16 protein-coding genes are annotated in these 18,831 nt (G+C 49.8%); 10 read left to right on the top strand and 6 right to left on the bottom strand.

The window, feature by feature from the left end:
• Window positions 1–70: 70 nt before the first annotated feature.
• From Q0R57_RS02440 to aat, 3 genes are all read left to right on the top strand, one after another.
• A complete protein-coding gene (locus Q0R57_RS02440; protein WP_294743570.1) occupies window positions 71–373 on the top strand; it encodes an ATP-dependent Clp protease adaptor ClpS in 303 nt (100 codons plus the stop codon).
• 142 nt (window positions 374–515) lie between these two features.
• The gene (gene clpA / locus Q0R57_RS02445; protein ID WP_294743572.1) at window positions 516–2,801 is read left to right on the top strand and encodes an ATP-dependent Clp protease ATP-binding subunit ClpA; all 2,286 of its coding nucleotides are present in this window, start codon (window positions 516–518) and stop codon (window positions 2,799–2,801) included.
• 26 nt (window positions 2,802–2,827) lie between these two features.
• On the top strand, window positions 2,828–3,484 hold the full coding sequence (aat, locus tag Q0R57_RS02450) for a leucyl/phenylalanyl-tRNA--protein transferase (RefSeq protein WP_294743574.1): 657 nt from the start codon (window positions 2,828–2,830) through the stop codon (window positions 3,482–3,484).
• A 32-nt stretch (window positions 3,485–3,516) separates the two neighbouring features.
• Here aat and Q0R57_RS02455 read toward each other — a convergent pair whose 3' ends face one another.
• The 5 genes from Q0R57_RS02455 to Q0R57_RS02475 all read right to left on the bottom strand — a co-directional run bounded on the left by Q0R57_RS02455 (window position 3,517) and on the right by Q0R57_RS02475 (window position 9,632).
• On the bottom strand, window positions 3,517–4,236 hold the full coding sequence (locus Q0R57_RS02455) for a LytTR family DNA-binding domain-containing protein (protein WP_294743576.1): 720 nt from the start codon (window positions 4,234–4,236) through the stop codon (window positions 3,517–3,519).
• Window positions 4,233–5,444 carry a histidine kinase gene (locus Q0R57_RS02460; protein ID WP_294743578.1) on the bottom strand — a complete coding sequence of 404 codons (1,212 nt, stop codon included), beginning with the start codon at window positions 5,442–5,444 and terminating at the stop codon, window positions 4,233–4,235. Before Q0R57_RS02460 ends, Q0R57_RS02455 begins: the two co-directional genes overlap by 4 nt.
• Window positions 5,445–5,487: 43 nt before the next feature.
• Window positions 5,488–6,975: a carbohydrate-binding domain-containing protein gene (locus Q0R57_RS02465; protein WP_294743579.1), complete on the bottom strand. Its 1,488-nt coding sequence runs from the start codon at window positions 6,973–6,975 to the stop codon at window positions 5,488–5,490.
• Complete coding sequence (locus tag Q0R57_RS02470; protein ID WP_294743581.1) at window positions 6,972–7,343, bottom strand: hypothetical protein; 372 nt, start codon at window positions 7,341–7,343, stop codon at window positions 6,972–6,974. The genes Q0R57_RS02465 and Q0R57_RS02470 overlap by 4 nt, the downstream gene beginning before the upstream one ends.
• Window positions 7,344–7,640: 297 nt before the next feature.
• On the bottom strand, window positions 7,641–9,632 hold the full coding sequence (locus Q0R57_RS02475) for a hypothetical protein (RefSeq protein ID WP_294743582.1): 1,992 nt from the start codon (window positions 9,630–9,632) through the stop codon (window positions 7,641–7,643).
• Between the two features lie 587 nt (window positions 9,633–10,219).
• Between Q0R57_RS02475 and Q0R57_RS14720 the strand changes: the two genes are divergently transcribed.
• Window positions 10,220–10,282, top strand: coding sequence for a rubredoxin (locus Q0R57_RS14720; protein WP_366516825.1), 63 nt, complete (start codon window positions 10,220–10,222; stop codon window positions 10,280–10,282).
• A gap of 19 nt (window positions 10,283–10,301) precedes the next feature.
• A complete protein-coding gene (locus tag Q0R57_RS02485) occupies window positions 10,302–11,405 on the top strand; it encodes a cation diffusion facilitator family transporter (RefSeq protein WP_294743585.1) in 1,104 nt (367 codons plus the stop codon).
• 223 nt (window positions 11,406–11,628) lie between these two features.
• On the opposite strand, the gene dnaK is transcribed toward Q0R57_RS02485, so the two are convergent.
• A complete protein-coding gene (gene dnaK / locus Q0R57_RS02490; RefSeq protein WP_294743587.1) occupies window positions 11,629–13,527 on the bottom strand; it encodes a molecular chaperone DnaK in 1,899 nt (632 codons plus the stop codon).
• A gap of 169 nt (window positions 13,528–13,696) precedes the next feature.
• On the opposite strand from dnaK, the gene Q0R57_RS02495 reads away from it, so the two are divergent.
• The 5 genes from Q0R57_RS02495 to Q0R57_RS02515 all read left to right on the top strand — a co-directional run bounded on the left by Q0R57_RS02495 (window position 13,697) and on the right by Q0R57_RS02515 (window position 18,815).
• Entirely contained in the window at window positions 13,697–15,016 is a 1,320-nt protein-coding gene (locus tag Q0R57_RS02495) for a hypothetical protein (protein ID WP_294743589.1), read from the top strand.
• 46 nt (window positions 15,017–15,062) lie between these two features.
• Window positions 15,063–16,301: a saccharopine dehydrogenase family protein gene (locus tag Q0R57_RS02500; protein WP_294743591.1), complete on the top strand. Its 1,239-nt coding sequence runs from the start codon at window positions 15,063–15,065 to the stop codon at window positions 16,299–16,301.
• Between the two features lie 14 nt (window positions 16,302–16,315).
• A complete protein-coding gene (locus tag Q0R57_RS02505; protein WP_294743593.1) occupies window positions 16,316–17,173 on the top strand; it encodes an AraC family transcriptional regulator in 858 nt (285 codons plus the stop codon).
• 19 nt (window positions 17,174–17,192) lie between these two features.
• Window positions 17,193–17,765, top strand: coding sequence for a DUF6621 family protein (locus Q0R57_RS02510; protein ID WP_294743595.1), 573 nt, complete (start codon window positions 17,193–17,195; stop codon window positions 17,763–17,765).
• 186 nt (window positions 17,766–17,951) lie between these two features.
• Window positions 17,952–18,815: a mechanosensitive ion channel domain-containing protein gene (locus Q0R57_RS02515; protein ID WP_294743597.1), complete on the top strand. Its 864-nt coding sequence runs from the start codon at window positions 17,952–17,954 to the stop codon at window positions 18,813–18,815.
• Window positions 18,816–18,831: the final 16 nt, after the last annotated feature.

Raw genomic sequence — 18,831 nt, forward strand, 5'->3', positions numbered from 1 at the left:
TACTAAAATTGTTGCAAATATAGTAATATTCTCGCAAATATCCGTATCTTTGCAAATAAAAAAATGTGAAATGGCAAAAGAACAGACAGGAATAAAGGAAAGACAGCGCACTGACCTGCGTGAACCGAGACGCTATAAGGTGACCATCTACAACGATGATTTCACCACCATGGAGTTTGTGGTGAAGGTGTTGGTAGAGGTGTTTTTCAAGACGGAGGCCGAGGCAGAGACGCTGATGCTGCAGGTGCACCACTCCGACAAGGCGGTGGTGGGCATCTATAGCTATGATGTGGCCACCTCGAAGGTGCGTAAGGCCACGAGAATGGCCCGTGAGGCGAGCTTTCCGCTACGCCTGACTGTGGAGGAGGAGTGAAAGTTGAAAGGTGAAAGGTGAAAGGTGAAGGCTGCGAGTAAGCGAGAACAGAGCCAAACTTGTTTGAGCTATGTCGAGCGTGAGCAGACTAGACCGAAGTTGAAAGTTGAAAGGTGAAAGTTGAAAATTGAAAGTTGGAGAGATGGCAGAGATAATACAGACACAACGTGCTGCGCAGGCGTTGAACGAGGCCCTGAAATGCTGCAAGGAATACCGGCATGAGTTTATCATGCCCGAACACCTGCTGTGGGTGTTGATAGACGAGTTTAACTTCAACAAGGCCCTGAACATCTTTTATCCGATAGAGGAGTTTGCAGAGCGGCTGGAGAAACAGCTGGAGACGATAGAGACAGTACCTGAAGACCGTGACTATGAGCCTGAGGCCTCGGCACAGATGGGTAAGGTGATTGAGATAGCTTGTCAGCAGGTGTATTACAGCAGTGCTGAGGCTTTGGATATTCCCCATCTGACGATGGGCCTGCTGCAGCTGGAGGACTCGTGGGCCTGCTATCTGCTGAAGGATGCCCTGGGCGACAAAGAGAGCAACTTTATGAGTGAGCTTATCGGCTCCTATGAGTTTGATGACAGACTGGAGGAGGAGACAGGTGAACACAAGACTGATGCCGCCTGGCGCAGACTGGTGACCTGTATGAACGAGCTCTATGAGAAGCATAATCCGTTGATTGGACGTGAACAGGAACTGCAGCGTACCATCCAGGTGCTCTGCAGGCGCGATAAAAACAACCCACTGCATGTGGGAGAGCCTGGCGTGGGTAAGACAGCCCTTGTCTGGGGCTTGGCACGTATGATTGAGGAGGGTAGGGTGCCTGAGCGTATGCAGGGCAGCAAAATCTACCAACTCGACATCGGTACGCTGTTGGCTGGTACGCAATATCGTGGTGACTTCGAGAACCGCATCAAGCAGATTATGGAGGGCATCCAGGAGGAGAGCGACAAAAACATCGTCTATATCGATGAGATACACACCCTGGTGGGTGCCGGTGCCACTGGCGAGGGCTCTATGGATGCCTCGAACATGCTGAAGCCTTATCTCGAGGCTGGTGGCATCCGTTTTATCGGTTCTACGACCTACGAGGAGTATAACCGCCATTTCTCACGTTCCAAGGGCTTGGTGCGTCGTTTCCAGCAGATTGACATCCCTGAGCCTACACCCGAGGAGACCAAGCATATCCTCCAACAGTTGCGTGGACAGTACGAGACCTTCCATGGCGTTACGTACGATGACGATGCCCTCGACTTTGCGGTGGATGCCAGCTATAAATATGTGAATGACCGATTCCTGCCAGACAAGGCGATAGACCTAATCGACGAAGCGGGAGCAATTTTTGAGTGTAGAACTGAGAATGTAGAGTTTGCTACCGCCACACAGAACGACTCAACAGCGGTAGCAAACTCTACACTCTACACTCTACATTCTAAACTTGTGACTAAGTCACACATCGCGGAGGTGCTGTCGAAGACGTGTAAGGTGGATGCGATGGCGATGAATGATGATGACGACAACGCAAAACTTTCAACGCTCAACTTTCAACTTTCAACTCAAATCTACGGTCAGGATGAGGCTATCAGACAGGTGGTGGAGTCGGTACAGATGGCGAAGGCTGGTCTGCTGGATGACAATAAACCCCTGGCCTCGTTGCTTTTTGTAGGTCCTACGGGTGTGGGTAAGACAGAGGTGGCACGTGTGTTGGCCAAGGAGCTGGGCATCCAGCTGTTGCGCTTCGACATGAGTGAATATACCGAGAAACATACCGTGGCTAAGCTCATTGGTTCTCCTGCCGGTTATGTGGGTTATGAGGATGGTGGTCTGTTGACTGATGCCATCCGCAAGACGCCTAACTGCGTGCTGCTGCTCGATGAGATAGAGAAGGCCCATCAGGACATCTATAACATCCTGTTGCAGGTGATGGACTATGCCCGACTGACAGACAACAAGGGACGTAAGGCTGACTTCCGTAATGTCATCCTGATTATGACCTCGAATGCCGGGGCACAGTTTGCCGGACAGGCCAACATCGGTTTCACAGGCAATATGTCGCGTGGTGAGGCCATGTTGAAACAGGTGAAGAAGACCTTCAAGCCTGAGTTCATCAACCGCCTGACAGGTACGGTGGTGTTTAATGATATGGACGAGCAGATGGCTACGCTGATACTGAAGAAGAAACTCGGTGAACTGCAGGAGAAACTCAACGCCAAGCAGGTGACGATGACCCTGACTGACGAGGCCTTCGCCCAGCTGTTGAAGGAGGGCTTTACCCGTGAGTATGGTGCCCGAGAGATGGATCGTGTCATCGGTCAGCGTATCAAGCCCCTGCTGACGCGAGAGATTCTCTTTGGCAAGTTGAAGAACGGCGGAGCCGTTCAGGTGAAAGTTGAAAATGGAGAGTTGAAAATTCTTAACTCTTAATTCTTAACTCTTAACTCTTAATTAACTTGGCAGTATATCAATTAGATAAGAATCTGTGGTTTCCAGACCCTCACCTGGGTGAGGATGATGGACTGGTGGCAGTAGGTGGTGACCTGAGTGTGGACCGCCTGTTGCTGGCCTATAGCAATGGCTTCTTCCCCTGGTACTCCTTTCAGCATCAGGATGAGCCCCTCTGGTACTGTCCCCTGCAGCGTTTTGTCATCTTCCCCCATGAGATTCACATCAGTCACTCCATGCGTCAACTTATCAAGAGTCGTAAGTATGACGTTACCATCAATCGTGACTTCGAGGGCGTGATTCATGGCTGTGCCACTGCCCAGAGTCGAAATCAGGAAGATGGTGCCTGGCTGGGACCAGACATCATCAATGCTTACACGGAGCTACACCGACAGGGCTTTGCCGCCAGTGTGGAGGTGTGGGAAGAGAAACAGTTGGTGGGTGGACTCTATGGTGTGACTATCGGCTCCGCCTTCTTCGGTGAGAGTATGTTCTCGTTGGTGCCCAGTGCCTCGAAGCTCGCCCTCATCTTCCTCGCCAAGTTTTTTGAGGTACATGGTGGCAAACTGATTGACTGTCAGTTTGAGACGCCTCACCTGCGTAGCATGGGAGGACGTTATATCTCGTATGAGGAGTATATGAATCTGCTGCGAGCAGCAGATTGAGGAAAGTGGAAAGAGGAAAGTGGAAAGAGTAGTTATTTTATGAAACGACTCTGCAGGTAGTTCTGGAAAGCCTCTTTATATAGCTCACCCACAGGCAGATTGGTCTGGGCGTCGAGGATGATACGATTCTTGTTGACCTCCTGAATCTTATTGAGATTAACGATATAGGAACGATGAATGCGCATGAAATGGGCAGGCAGTCGTTCCTCCAATTTCTTCATGGCCAACAAGGTGATGATGGGCTTCGCCTCGCCCTCAACCCACACCTTCAGGTACTCGCTCATGCCCTCGATATAACGGATATCGTCCACCGTCACCTTCACCACACGATAGTCGGTCTTGAGATAGAGGGTATCATCTTCGATGGGGTGAAGGGTGAAGGGTGAAGGGTGAAGGGAGGATAGTCTTTCTTGCAACCTGCTCGCAGCACGCTGGAAGTCCTGCAGACCAAAAGGCTTCAGCAGATAATCGACAGCGTTGACCTTGAAGCCCTCGACGGCATATTCCGAATAGGCGGTGGTAAAGACGATAAGGGGTGGTGACACCAGTGACTTCACAAAATCCATGCCATTGAGGTCGGGCATATTGATATCGCAGAAGATGGCATCCACGGTATCGCTCTCCAGGAACTGTCGAGCCTCCAAGGCACTCTGACACTGTGCTGCCAGTTCCAAGAACGGCACCTTGTTGATATAGGCAACAAGCTGTTGCAGAGCCAATGGCTCATCATCGATAGCAAGACAGCGAATCATGACAGCGGAATATTTAGTTCAACAGTATAGATGTCGGCACCATCGTTGATGCGAAGGCTGTAGTCGTGGTCATAGAGCAGGTTCAGGCGTTTTCTGACGTTAGCCAGACCCACGCCACCCTTCTTTCCTGATGTCTCGTCACCAATACGTGGTTTCTCCTCATGGGCTTTCTCGACTTTCGAGTTACGACAGGTGAAGAGCAGGTGATGGTTCTCAACAGCAGCTTTTATCTCGATGAACGACTCTTGCTGATAGCTGACACCATGTTTGAAGGCATTCTCTACAAACGAGATGAGTATCAATGGTGGCAGGGTGTGGTCGGGCGTCTCGGCAGGCAGGTCAAGGATAATCCTGACCTTGTCGGTATAGCGCAACTGCATCAGGTTGACATAGGTGCGGATAAACTCCATCTCCCGGGTCAGGGGCACCCCCTTCTTATCGCCCTCATAGAGCACGAAACGCATCATCTTCGACAGCTCTACAATGGTCTCCTGCGCCTTCTGGGGGTCGATATCCACCAGGGCGTGGATATTGTTGAGGGTGTTCATAAAGAAATGGGGGTTGATCTGATAGCGCAGATACTCCAGCTGCTGTTCCAGGTTCTGATGCTCCAGCTCGGCCAGTCGTTTGCGGTCGTGGCGACTGCGGAAATAGCCCTTGATGCCCAGGTTAGCACCAAACATCAACAGTAGCACCACCGTAGACAGGATGTCGCGTTCGCCCACAAAGGGTGGGGGTGTCTGATGACGGAACTCCCCATGAGGAGGTCTTTCGGAGGGATGCTCCGAGAGATGTCCATCAGATGGATGGTCCGAGGGATGTCTATCGGAGGGTGGGTGATGACGGTCTTCCATCTCCATGCGAGGTGGAGGACGATGACCCTTGGGTTCTCTGAAGTTGGGCTTGTTGCTGCACTGATAAACGATAAACGCTGCCAGGATGACTGCCATGATGGAGAAATACGTCACGCGGCGATGACCATGAATCAGTAGTGGAGCCAAAAAGAAATTATGTATGAGAAAGAGCAACAGAAAGACCGCGAGTTTACGCCATACAAGGAAGATCTCGGACCAGTCGAAGACCACGGAGGCATCACTGACGGTACGCACATAAAGACTCAGCATGGGGGCTGCAAAGAGCAAACCCCATACTGCCAAGTATATCAGTATCTCCTGTCGCGATTGCTGCTTCATCCAGTGCCAGTACATAAAACTTCTACTATTATAACGTGCCAGAATCGAGTTTATTGTATCACCATCTCGGACCATGGCCTCCACCACCACCTTGTTCGGAGTATTCTGACAGCGAGACGCTGGAACCTCCAGTGACGGTGGCTCCTGTATAGCCGTTGCCACCGAAGACCACAGTACCATCGCTCACGGTGACGCCCTGCTTCAGTGTGGGTTGTGAGGCACCAGACACCACCAGACCATTACCACCACTCGATGGAGTCTTGAAGGCGATGGTCTCGCTGCCAACAGTCAGCGCATACCACTTGCTCTTGGTCCATGAAGAGGCCTGGTAGCATGTCTGTGTCAGACTGCTGCCACGTTCCAGTCCGCCAATGGCGATGATGGTACCACCAGTGACGTAGAGTTTGAAGTTCTTCTCTGTATTGGCATCGATGGCCACCTCGGGCTCACGGGCACCAATGGCAAAGATGACGCCTCCCTTGATATAGCAGTTGCCGTTGGCATCGATACCATCGTTGTTGGTGGCACAGGCATAGACGGTGCCTCCACTGATGGTGAGATGGCTGGCAGCATTGATAGCATCGTCCTTGGCATTGACGGTGACGTTTCCACCGCTGATAAACAGCTCGCCCTTGCTCTCAATACCCTCACCACTGGTGTTGTTGACCGTCAGCGTGCCTCCCTCGATATAGATGTTGCCAGAGTCCTCATCCTCATGGTCGGTGGTCTGACCTGTCGAGGTGGTGCCGTCGAGTTCGCACTGGATACCCTCATCACCCACACCTTTGATGGTTACAGTGCCGCTCTGCATGAGGAAATACTCGTTACACGAGATACCGTCTTTCTTGGCAGAGGTGATGTTCAGCGTCAGGTTCTTGATGCGGATATAGTCGCCACTCTTGATGGCGTGCTTGGTCTTGCCTGCCACATTCAGCGTGCCATTGCCCTGCAGTTGTATCTGGCCCTTGCTGTAGATACAGCCAGTGTGCGAGCCATTAGCACCATCGGTAAGGGTGTTCTCGGTGTTCTTCTTCGCACTGATCTGAATGCGCTTGCCATTGGTGATGTTCAGACAGGCACCGCTGGGATTGGTCATCGTGAGACCTTCAAGGGCGATGGTGCACTTATAAGAGCCATCCAGAGAGAACGAGCCGTTGGTGGTGGTTCCTGAGAGGACGTAGGTAATCTCATCACCATCAATGTCGGAGGTGTTGGTCTGTTCAATGCTGACGTGGGCTCCGTTGACGGTAGGAGTCACATATTGGGCCACATTGCCTGCCACAGTGACAGTGGCTGAAGTACCACTGTAGGTGATGTTGACGGTATTGTCCTGTACTGTCGTGTCGTCAACAGTCATCGCATCGATGGCACTGAGTGTCAGCGTCTTGCCCATGATGGTCAGTGTCTGGCCATTGGCAAAGTCCATGTCACCTGTCTGACTGGCAGGAAACTGATAGGTGACACTGCCCATGGTTACATGGAGTGTCTGTCCCACGGCAGCGATGGTCAGCAGGAGGGTAGCGAGGATGACAATTATCTTTTTCATTTCACAATCATTTTATAGGTTTTGTTCTTTGTCTTGACCACATAAACGCCACGTTTCATCTGGTCTTTCCTTACCTTGTTGCCTCGCAGGTCGTAGATCTCGGCTGCCTCATCCAAGGTGGCAGTGGTCACCTCTTCGATAGCAGTGCTCTCGTTGGTGTCAGAGAAATACATCTTGCTGAGGTTGGCAAGGACAAAGGTCTGTGAACCTGCCTTCAGCGTGTTACCGCTGATGGTCATCGTGAGTGAAGAGGCAGGCACAGAGGCCTTGGTGCCATCGGTCATCTCAAAGGTAACAAAGGTGTACTCACCAGCTTGCGTGGTCAGTACACCTGAGAAAATCATTAAACCTAAAACAAAAATCTTCATATTGTAAATTCGTAGTTCGTTATGGTGTTGCAAAGATAATATAAAAGATGATACTAAACGAATTTTTTCAACCAACACCCTGTTTTATTCAGCGAAACGGCGTATCACCTAATACAGACTGCCGGCATTGGTGCCTTGGCCCTTATCGTCCCTATCATTGGCGCCATGTTCGCAGACCTGATCAATACAGGCATGATCTCCATATTCTTGAATCTCATTTAGGATAACGATACAGGAATAAAAATAGGGCTCGCTTTTCAGCGGGCCCTATGTGATGATTATCAGGATGTGATGTGATTACTTCCACCAGAAATCATCCTGGAATTCACCTTGTACGTAGATGGTGAATTTCTTATGCTCGTCAGCAATGTTTGTTCTTTCTGGGACAGGTTCGAACGTATCGTCAACCAGAATCTTACATGCAGCTTCGCCTCGTGTGGCTTTAAGCTCCATCCAGATGCCCTCCTTTAATACCTCAATCTTGATGTTCTTAATCTCTTCAGGAGTTGTGTACTCGCCATCAATCTCAAAGGTAACGGGTTCTACCTCGGGACCAGCACCTGTGTTATACATCTGATAGGTGCCCTGTGCGTTAGGTGTTGTCTGTCCAAACAAACCGTGAACCTCAATACCCATGACCTTCAACGGAAGCACGCCACCAGCACAGATCAGCTTCAGGGTGGTCTTGCCACCTTCTGCCTTCACAACATCGAAGACCACATCGTTGAAGTCGAAGTCACCAGCTTCTGCTGCTGACAGGTCCTCAGCAATCACGCGATAGAGTGGGGCACCGCCCTTGAAGCCTGGACAACAGGGTGTCTCGGGAATATTGATGTCGGGCTTGCCTGGGTTGAAGCCTGCTGCGTAGATATTGTTGGCAATGCTGAACCCATCTGTCTCGTAGATAAACGGATTGTTACCATCGTCGCCCTGGGCGAAATGGGTCTCAGCAGACACGTAGAGGTTGCCGCCATAGGTTACTGCACCATGATTGCTATTGTTTTCAAGATTGGGATCTCTGACAATATCCTTGGCCTGGAACACAGCATATTCGCCTGTGGAAGGACCAAAGATTCCGTATCCGTCCTCACCACCACGTCCTGACTCAAGAATAGCTGTTTCCTCAACTACGAAGACAGCTTCCGGTCCCATGGTGATGACAAATGGCCCTGCTACAGCACCAGAACTTGTTCTTCCTCCATCAAGATACTTCGTCAGCACACCGCCACCACCATCAATCTTAAATGCGCCATTTTCTGATGAGATGTTCATGGCAAAATCATACTCCACCTCCAGGAAACAATTGTTGATAACGTTCTCGCTTCCACCTATGTATGAATAGTTAAGAGTGGTCCAATGTCCGTTGTTAACCCAACCAGAGTTGTTGGAGTTGACCTCGGTAGTACCCGTAACAGTCCATTCGGCATTGTTCTGCACACCACCTGCATTGACCACAACAGCGGCAGAAGTGATGGTGCCGTCATTGACGACACGGCTATTATTGCTTTCCGCATTCACGCTGCCTGCCTCAACAGTGCCTACATTATAGAGGAAACTGGTCGAGTTAACTGCAAATTTTGAACATGTAATTGTACCATGGTTATATACACGGGCACCAGAATTAGCTACTAAACCGTCTTCGCCGTTGGCTATCAGCTGGGCTCCTGAAGCAATGTATATATCAAAAATGGCAGTAGAAGTAACAGTGTTGTCGAATGTAACAGTTGCGCCTTCTAATAGATACAAATCTGTATTCTTGTTTAAAACAAACGATACGCCTCTGAAATCATACGTTCCTGCCTTGATGTAAAGTTTTGCATGTGAATCTTCAGTGCCGCCAGTAATTCCAATAGGCTGGACTGCATCAATATAAACCACTCCTCCATCAGTTATTGCCTCAGGGTGCCAATATTGTGTACCTTTGCTTATCAAATATTCGTCATAAGAAGGTATATTCGTAAGATCAGGATTAAAATTGCTGGCATCACAATCTACTGGGAAAGTAATAGTAGGCCTGATGTCGCCTCTGAACGAGGCATAAGTGCCTACAGAACGGGTAAGGGTTTGGGTACGTGCATTGGCATTCCTGCTGCTGAAGCCCCAGTCAACGTTAGAGTCAACCTTGCCAAACGCTTTCTCAAAAGCAACAGCGTACTTCTCGTTAACGACCTGCTCCACTCGCTCCTCACTGTAATAATAGTCATCATGCTTACTACATGATGAGAGTGTCACAGCCCCTAACATAGTGGTTGAAATCACTACAATACTGAAATAACTCTTCTTATTCATAATGGTATATGTTAGTAATTAATTAATGTCAATTTGTCCTGTTAATAGATGATTTGATTGCAAAAATACAAAAAAAATAATAATTTGAAAGTAATCTCAAGTTAATATAAGTTAATTGTGTAAACAAAAAAATCCGTGTAATCTTTCGACCACACGGATTATTGAATGGGGATTGTCACTAAGAACATCAAATGGAAGTCGTTTATTTCAAAAGATATTTCAAATACACATTATATATAACAAGCATGAATATTGTCATGTATTCACCAAAAGATTGGTCTTTTAATCAAATTTTGGCTTGTTTATGGAGTTTTTTGAGCATATCAGCATTTGTTTCGATTAATTTTTGTAACTTTGCCGTCAAGAACTATCAAACAATAGTATTCACATAAAACAAATCAGATCATGACACAAGAAAAGACTATGGACATCAAAGCAGTAAAATTCCGCAAAGACGGATTCTATTCTCAGCCATTCGCATTTGGTGGCGAGGAAGGACAAGAGAAGTTTGACATGAACATCCGCTATCGTGGCAGTCTGCAGAACTATCTGATAGACACCGGCAACGAAGTCATCTTGGTGGATACCTGCCAGATGACTGGCGCTGCCCACGCTGCAAACAGCCGAAGACGAAGTTCAATAAAGCATGAAACGCATTAACAACTTTTTATGGACAGAAGTCAGGAAATCATCCGTACCAGTTGGATTGGTATTATAGCTAATGTGTTGTTGGCGGGCTTCAAGGCCGCAGTCGGTATTCTGGCCAGTAGTGTGGCCATCGTGATGGATGCTGTCAACAACCTGAGCGATGCACTATCGAGTGTCATCACCATCGTAGGTACGAAACTCTCACAGCGCCCTGCCGACAGGAAGCATCCTTTCGGTTTCGGGCGCATCGAGTATTTCAGCGCCATCATCATCGCCGTCATTGTGCTGTCGGCAGGTTTCACCTCACTTATTGAGTCGGTAAAGAAAATCTTCGACCCTACGGAGCCTTCGTATACGACGACCACACTCGTGGTTATCGTGGTGGCCATCGTAGTAAAGCTCATTCTTGGCCAGTATGTCAAGCGCAAGGGTGAACAGCTGAAGAGTGACGCGCTGATAGCTTCCGGCTCGGATGCGCTGTTTGATGCGGTTATCACGCTGGCAACGCTCGTCTCGGCTGGTGTTATGCTTTTGTGGGGCGTGTCGCTCGATGGCATCTTGGGTGCACTGATTTCCATTGTGATCATCAAGGCTGGTATCGAGATGCTGGCTTCGCCTGTCAACGAGCTGCTGGGTACGAGCATTTCGGCTGATTTTGCCAAACAGATTCAGAAGGAGGTTTCCGACTTCGAAGGCGTTCATGGTGTGTTCGACTTGATACTGCATAACTACGGCCCTGATGTGAAGATCGGTTCACTGCACATCAACGTTTATGACACCATGTCGGCTCACGACATTCATGGTCTAACGCGTAAGATTACCATGCAGATGTACGAGCATCACGGTATTATCATGACGGTGGGAGTCTATGCCGTCGCTACAGGCGAGAACCGTCGTACTGAGTTGCAGTCGAAGGTAATGCAGAGTCTCGCTGCCCACAAGGATATTGTTCAGGTGCATGGTTTCTACTATTCAGAGAAAGACAAATATCTCTCTATCGATATCGTACCTGATATTTCCGTTCATGATGACGCTGCCCTCGTCAGCCAACTTACCAATGAGATACAACCTCTGGTGCCTGACACGCAGGTTGCTGTTGTCGTGGACCATAATTATACAGAATAATCCTGTATCGCTCTGTTCTCGCTTCCCTTCTGGGTCGCCACCGCAGATAAGCACATAGCAAACATGAGGGCATAAAAAACAAATAGCGTGTAACTCATTGAGCTACACGCTATTTCGTTGCGTTTTGTTATGTCTTTACCTATGCGTCTCATTTGACTTCGTCGAGTAAAGGCTGCGCCTCGGCTATGCTCATGCAAGCATGGCATTGCTCTCGGCTTGCACTTTATTTGACCTCCTCGAAGTCGGCATCCTGGATGTCGTCCTGAGCATTGTTGGTCTGCTGCTGTTGCTGCTGCTGACCAGCATCAGCACCGGGCTGGGCACCAGCCTGCTGGTACATCTTCTGAGTAGCGGCGTTCATCACTTGATTCAGATTGTTCATTGCTGTGTCGATAGCAGCGACGTCACCAGCCTTGTGAGCTTCCTTCAGCTGATTGACAGCAGCCTCTACGTTAGCCTTGTCGGCGCCCAGTTTGTCACCATTCTCGTTGAGGAAGGTCTCGGTCTGGAAAATCATCGAGTCGGCCTGGTTCATCTTGTCGATGCGCTCGCGCTCCTTCTTATCGTTCTCAGCATTAGCCTCGGCCTCGGCCTTCATGCGGTTGATCTCGTCCTGTGACAGACCAGATGAAGCCTCGATGCGGATGGCCTGCTCCTTGCCGGTAGCCTTATCCTTGGCACTTACCTTTACGATACCGTTGGCATCGATGTCGAAGGTTACCTCGATCTGAGGCACACCACGACGGGCGGGAGCGATGCCGGTGAGGTTGAACTGACCGAGGCTCTTGTTCTGAGAAGCCATAGGACGCTCGCCCTGCAGCACGTGGATGGTCACCTCTGTCTGATTGTCAGCTGCGGTAGAGAATACCTGACTCTGCTTGCAAGGAATAGTGGTGTTGGCATCGATCAGCTTGGTCATCACACCACCCAGGGTCTCGATACCCAGGGTCAGAGGAGTCACGTCGAGCAGCACGATGTCCTGACCAGTCTCCTGGTTGAGGATGGCACCCTGGATAGCAGCACCTACAGCCACCACCTCATCGGGGTTCACACCCTTTGAAGGCTCCTTGCCGAAGTAGTTCTTCACGAGGGTCTGCACAGCGGGGATACGGCTTGAACCACCTACGAGGATCACCTCGTCGATATCTGATGTAGAGATGCCTGCGTCGCGAACAGCGTTCTGACAGGGCACCAGACAAGCCTGAATCAGGTTGTGGGCCAGCTGCTCGAACTTAGCACGTGTGAGGGTCTTCACCAGGTGCTTGGGCACACCAGCTACAGGCATGATGTAGGGCAGGTTAATCTCTGTGGAAGTGGTGCTTGACAGTTCAATCTTAGCCTTCTCGGCAGCCTCCTTCAGACGCTGCATAGCCATAGGATCGCTCTTCAGATCGGCACCCTCGTCGTTCTTGAACTCCTGTACCAGCCAGTCGATGATTACCTGATCGAAGTCGTCACCACCCAGGTGTGTGTCACCATTGGTAGAGAGCACCTCGAACACACCACCACCGAAGTCGAGGATAGAGATATCGAAGGTACCACCACCGAGGTCGAACACGGCGATCTTCATATCCTTGTTGGTCTTATCGATACCGTAGGCCAGGGCAGCTGCCGTAGGCTCGTTGACGATACGACGTACGTTGAGACCTGCAATCTGACCAGCCTCCTTGGTGGCCTGACGCTGAGAGTCAGAGAAGTAAGCAGGTACGGTGATAACAGCTTCTGTCACCTCCTGACCCAGATAGTCCTCTGCGGTCTTCTTCATCTTCTGGAGCACCATAGCAGAGATCTCCTGTGGGGTGTACTTACGACCATCGATGTCAACACGGGGATAGCCACCCTCGTTAACGACATTGAATGGTACGCGAGAGATTTCCTTCTCGGTCTGCTGCCATGTCTCACCCATGAAACGCTTGATAGAGTAAACGGTGTTCTTCGGGTTGGTGATAGCCTGACGCTTGGCGGGATCGCCAATCTTACGCTCGCCACCCTCGACGAAACCTACTACTGAAGGCGTGGTACGCTTGCCTTCACTGTTTGCAATCACAACGGGCTCGTTGCCTTCGAATACGGCAACACAACTGTTAGTTGTACCCAGGTCAATTCCAATAATCTTTCCCATAATTGTATATTTTTTAATTGTTATTTACGAAATTATATCGCTGAATGAATAGCAAAGCGTGTGCCAAAAGTATAAAATTAATCAAAAAACCATTTTTTGTCGCGTCATTTTGTCATAAGTGAAAAAAAAGATATATCTTTGCAGTCGTATTAATACAAAATCATGTGATATGAAACGAATTCTGATGATGACGGTGATGGCTGTCATGGCCATGACGCTACAGGCTCAGGAGAATAATTACATTGTGAAAACCAAGCAGGCCAAGAAAACGGCCAAGGTGTCAACGCCCGAAGCAGAGGCTGCTGAAGAGCAGGAAGAGGAGCCGAAAGACTTTCTGGAGAAGAATTTCCACTACTACAGTATGTGCGACTGGAAGGAAGGCATGCGCTTCATGGTGATACCTGACAAGAAAGACATGGTGATCAAGACCTTTGGTGACTCGATTACCGGACAGATGGTCAGCAGTTTGAAGCTGCGCCATAAAATTATGGTATATAAAGGTCGTGACGAGAACCATAAAGGTCTGCACGAACGCATCAACTTCACTTGTGAGGATGATGGCAAGACCTATTTCTTCGAGGTGCCCACAGCCTCGTTCGACGACTACTGCCTAGGTAAGCTGGGCGTCTCTACACTGGCCTATCTGGGCGATGTGGACATAGCCCGTCAGCTGTTGAAAGACACTACACTGTTCACGGTGGCAAAAGAGTATTATGTTGACACTGAGTTGGATGGCGATGGCTATGACATTATTACTGATGTGCCCGAGGGTACGGAGGTGAAGGTGGTGGCTATTGGTGTTGGCACGCGCAACTTCCCTGTCAAGATAATCGTGGCAGACAAAGACGGACGTGAGTTCTACCAGAATGTGGCTATCAGTCGTACCAACAGTGGACTGCGTGACGATGAGTATGGCATCAGTAACATGATTATTCATACCTTCAAGGGCGCTTTTGAACTGCCTGCTGACAATATGGCAGCAAGCTCGCTTTATAAGAAATATGTAGGTCAGGAGGTCTTCACGCTGTATTCCACGACGATGGAGAGTGCTCAGGGTAAGACCATGAGTGTGGCACGTCTGTCAACCTTCCGCATTAAGGATATCCGTGCCCAGCGTGGCACTAACTATGTCAAGATGACACTCACAGGCACAGGTTCTGGCAGAGAATATGTGAAACAGGTGACCTTCAAGAGTGAGAGTGTGATAGGCGATATTGCCGGACAGCATGAGGATTATTTCTTCAACCTCTTTGCCACGGGTAATCCTTTGAAGTTGGAAGGTGTGAAGAAAGAGCATATTACTGACATCCAGAAGAGCATGGTACGTGTAGGCTATTCGGAAAACGAGGTCAAACTGGCTCTGGGTGAACCTACTGGCAAGGGTCAGGAAGGCAACTACTATACCTGGACGTATAAGCATCCTGGAAAGCCCTATGCCTGTGTGTACTTCGACAAGAAAACCAAACTGGTGACGAGCATTAAAAAATAAGGTGAAAGGTGAAAAGTGAAAGGTGAAAAGAAAAATAAAAAAAGATATGAGCAGAGTATTAATGATTGGCGCTGGAGGCGTGGCTACGGTAGCAGCCTTCAAGATTGCGCAGAACGCTGACGTGTTTACGGAGTTTATGATTGCCAGTCGCCGCAAGGCAAAGTGCGACAAGATAGTTGAGGATATCCATAAGGCTGGCTATAAGCTGGACATCAAGACCGCTCAGGTCGATGCTGACGATGTGGAGCAGCTGAAGGCTTTGTTTAATGACTACAAGCCCGAGTTGGTTGTCAACCTGGCCCTGCCTTATCAGGACCTGACGATTATGGACGCCTGTCTGGCTTTTGGCTGCAGTTATCTCGACACGGCCAACTATGAGCCCAAGGACGAGGCTCACTTTGAGTACTCATGGCAGTGGGCCTATCGTGAGCGCTTCGAGAAGGCTGGTCTGACAGCTATCCTGGGTTGTGGTTTCGACCCAGGTGTAACCTCTATCTACACAGCCTATGCTGCCAAGCATCACTTCAAGGAGATTCAGTATCTGGATATCGTGGACTGTAATGCTGGCGATCATCACAAGGCTTTCGCCACCAACTTCAACCCGGAGATCAACATCCGCGAGATTACGCAGAAGGGTCTCTACTGGGAAGATGGTAAGTGGGTGGAGACAGAGCCTCTGGAGATTCACAAGGATCTTACCTATCCAGAGATCGGTCCTCGCGACAGCTACCTGTTGCACCACGAGGAGATTGAGTCGCTGGTCATCAACTATCCCACCATCAAGCGTGCACGCTTCTGGATGACCTTCGGTCAGCAGTACCTGAAACACCTCGAGGTGATTCAGAACATTGGCATGAGCCGTATCGACGAGGTAGAGTACGAGGCTCCACTGGCTGATGGCTCTGGCGTAGCCAAGGTAAAAATTGTGCCCCTGCAGTTCCTGAAGGCTGTGCTGCCTAACCCCCAGGACCTGGGCGAGAACTACGAGGGTCAGACCTCTATTGGTTGTCGCATCCGTGGTATTGGCAATGATGGCAAGGAGCACACCTATTATGTCTATAACAACTGCAGCCATCGTGCAGCCTATGAGGAGACAGGCATGCAGGGTGTATCATATACCACTGGCGTACCTGCTATGATAGGTGCCATGATGTTCTGTAAGGGCCTGTGGAAGAAACCTGGCGTGCACAACGTTGAGGAGTTCGATCCCGATCCCTTCATGGAGCAGCTGAACAAGCAGGGACTGCCCTGGCATGAGATTCACGACGGCGACCTGGAACTGTAAGGCCCTCTCCTTCGATGCAGATACCCATAGAGTCCTTGAACCTGCTGATGCTCAACGTTGGGTTGGCACGGCATAATGGCGACTGGAATTGGAAAAACGTCAGTTCGCCTTTCACACGTATTTATTATGTGTCAGAGGGCGAGGCACTGTTGCATCTGTCTCACCATACCGTGACGCTGCGCCCTGGACGACTTTATATCATTCCAGCCCATACGATGCATTCCTATGAGTGTACAGGACTCTTCACCCATTATTATCTGCATGTTTACGAAGGCTTCAAGAGCGAGCTCAACCTCATGGAGTTCTATGACTTCCCCACAGAGGTGGAGGGGTGTGAGAATGACGAGCTCATCTTCCAGACCATGTGTCAGCTGTTGCCTGATGCCCGTTTGCCGGAGAGTAATCCCCAAGCCTACGATAATGCCATCTTGTTCTCGGACTATGTGCAGCGTTATCAGAACATGGAGCTCTGGCTGAAGATGGAACTGCGTGGTGCCATCCTGACCCTGTTTTCGAGATTCATGCGTCGTGCCTCGCTGAAGGTGTGGACGCAGGATGAACGCATGAAGCGGGTGCTGGAGCATATCCATAGTCATATCTACCAGAATATCGATGTCGATGAGCTGGCCAATGTGGCCTGCATCACCAAGCCCTATCTCATCCGCCTTTTCAAGCGTGAGTCAGGTGTGTCGCCAGTGCAGTATATCAATAAGAAGAAGGTGGAGCGTGCCCAGCTGCTGCTGTTCACAACCGACAAGCCTGTCAAGGAGATAGCCTACGAGCTGGGCTTCAGCGACCATTCCTACTTCATCCGCCTGTTCCATAAGTTGTCGGGCATCACGCCTCAGGAATACCGCTTACGGATGAGATGACCAAAGAACCAATAATGCAATGAATGAAAATGTGATAATAGCCGATGCCAGCTTCGTTGATGGTGTGGCTTTCGACCTGATAGTGAACTTCGAACGGATGCTGGAGAGGCGTATCCCACAGGCTGACATGGCCCGTTGGGCGGAGTGTATCGCCTTGGATGGTGGACTGCGCCAGGGTGAGCATCAGACTGTAGTGATACTGACCCATGACAAGAACCTGTCAGAGATGAAGAATTTTGCGCCAGGACGGTTTGACGATCTGAATGGCATGGCCTTCAACGGCAATCTGGGTGAGTTCAGTTTCAGCACACCCAATGGTGAGGGCTTCGTTGACAAGGACGAGCTCTTCCTTGACACCCTGCAGACCGTGCTACAGCAGGACAGCGTGAAGCGTGTGATGGTCATTCCCAGCGACGCGATATATAATAAGGTGCGCGATGTCCTCCGTCAGGCTGATGACAATAAGCGCATCACAGTATTCTCCATGTCGCCCCAGGCTGGTGGACATTTCCAGCAGGAAATCCTTGGCTACTCCCTCATGGCTGCCCTTGGCATTAGGGGAGAGGAAATTGAGGTGAAAGGTGAAAAGTGAAAGGTGAAGGCTGCGAGTAAGCGAGAACAATGACAAACTCGTTTGATCATTGTCGAGCGTGAGCAGACTAGACCGAAGGTCAAAGAGAATAGACCGGAGGTCAAAGAGAATAGCCCCTGAAGGGGTTAAATAACCTAGCGTAGGGGCTTGCCCCTATGATGAATAGAGAATTAAATTATTAAAATAATGAGTAGTATTTTAGACAAGCTTTTTGCAGCAGTGCCCTACGAGCAGTTATGGCAGTGGGGACTGTCGTTCTGTAAGAACCTGGTGGTGGCCATCATCGTTTATTTCCTGGGTCGCTACCTCATCAAACTCCTTATCAAGCTGTTTACGAAGATGTTGCAGCGCAGCAAGGTCGACACCACGCTCTACACCTTCCTCAGCAGCATCATCAACGTGGTGCTATGGTTCGTGCTGGTCATCATCATCGTAGGCATCCTGGGCATCGAGACCTCCTCGTTCATCGCCCTGTTTGCATCAGCAGGTATGGCCGTGGGTATGGCCTTGAGCGGTACGTTGCAGAACTTCGCCGGTGGTGTGATGATCCTGTTGTTCCGTCCCTTCAAGGTGGGTGACTTCATCGAGGCACAGGGTTATGCCGGCATTGTGAAGGAGATTCAAATCTTCAACACCATCATCCGTACAGGCGATGCCCAGATCATCCTCATTCCCAATGGTGCGCTGAGCAGTGGCACCATGAAGAACTCTTCCAAGGAGCTCTATCGTCGTGTGGACCTGGAGTTCCAGTTTGAGTATGGTGCTAACTACGACGAGGTCAAGGCAGCCATCATGGATATCCTGCAGCATCATCCCAAGGTGCTTCAGGCCCCTGTCGATGACTCTCCCATCGTGGCAGCCCCGTGGATAGGCCTTATCCGTCTGGGCGACAGTGGCGTGTCTGTCGTCACCCGTTCATGGTGTAAGGGTCCAGACTACTGGGAGGTCTATTTCAACCTCAACGAAACGGTCTATCAGATGTTGAAGGAGCGTGGCTTCATGTTCCCCTTCAACCGTGTTGACGTGAACATACTCAATAATAAAAGTTGAAAGTTGAAACTTTCAC

The organism is uncultured Prevotella sp., assembly GCF_946407605.1.
Taxonomy (GTDB): domain Bacteria; phylum Bacteroidota; class Bacteroidia; order Bacteroidales; family Bacteroidaceae; genus Prevotella.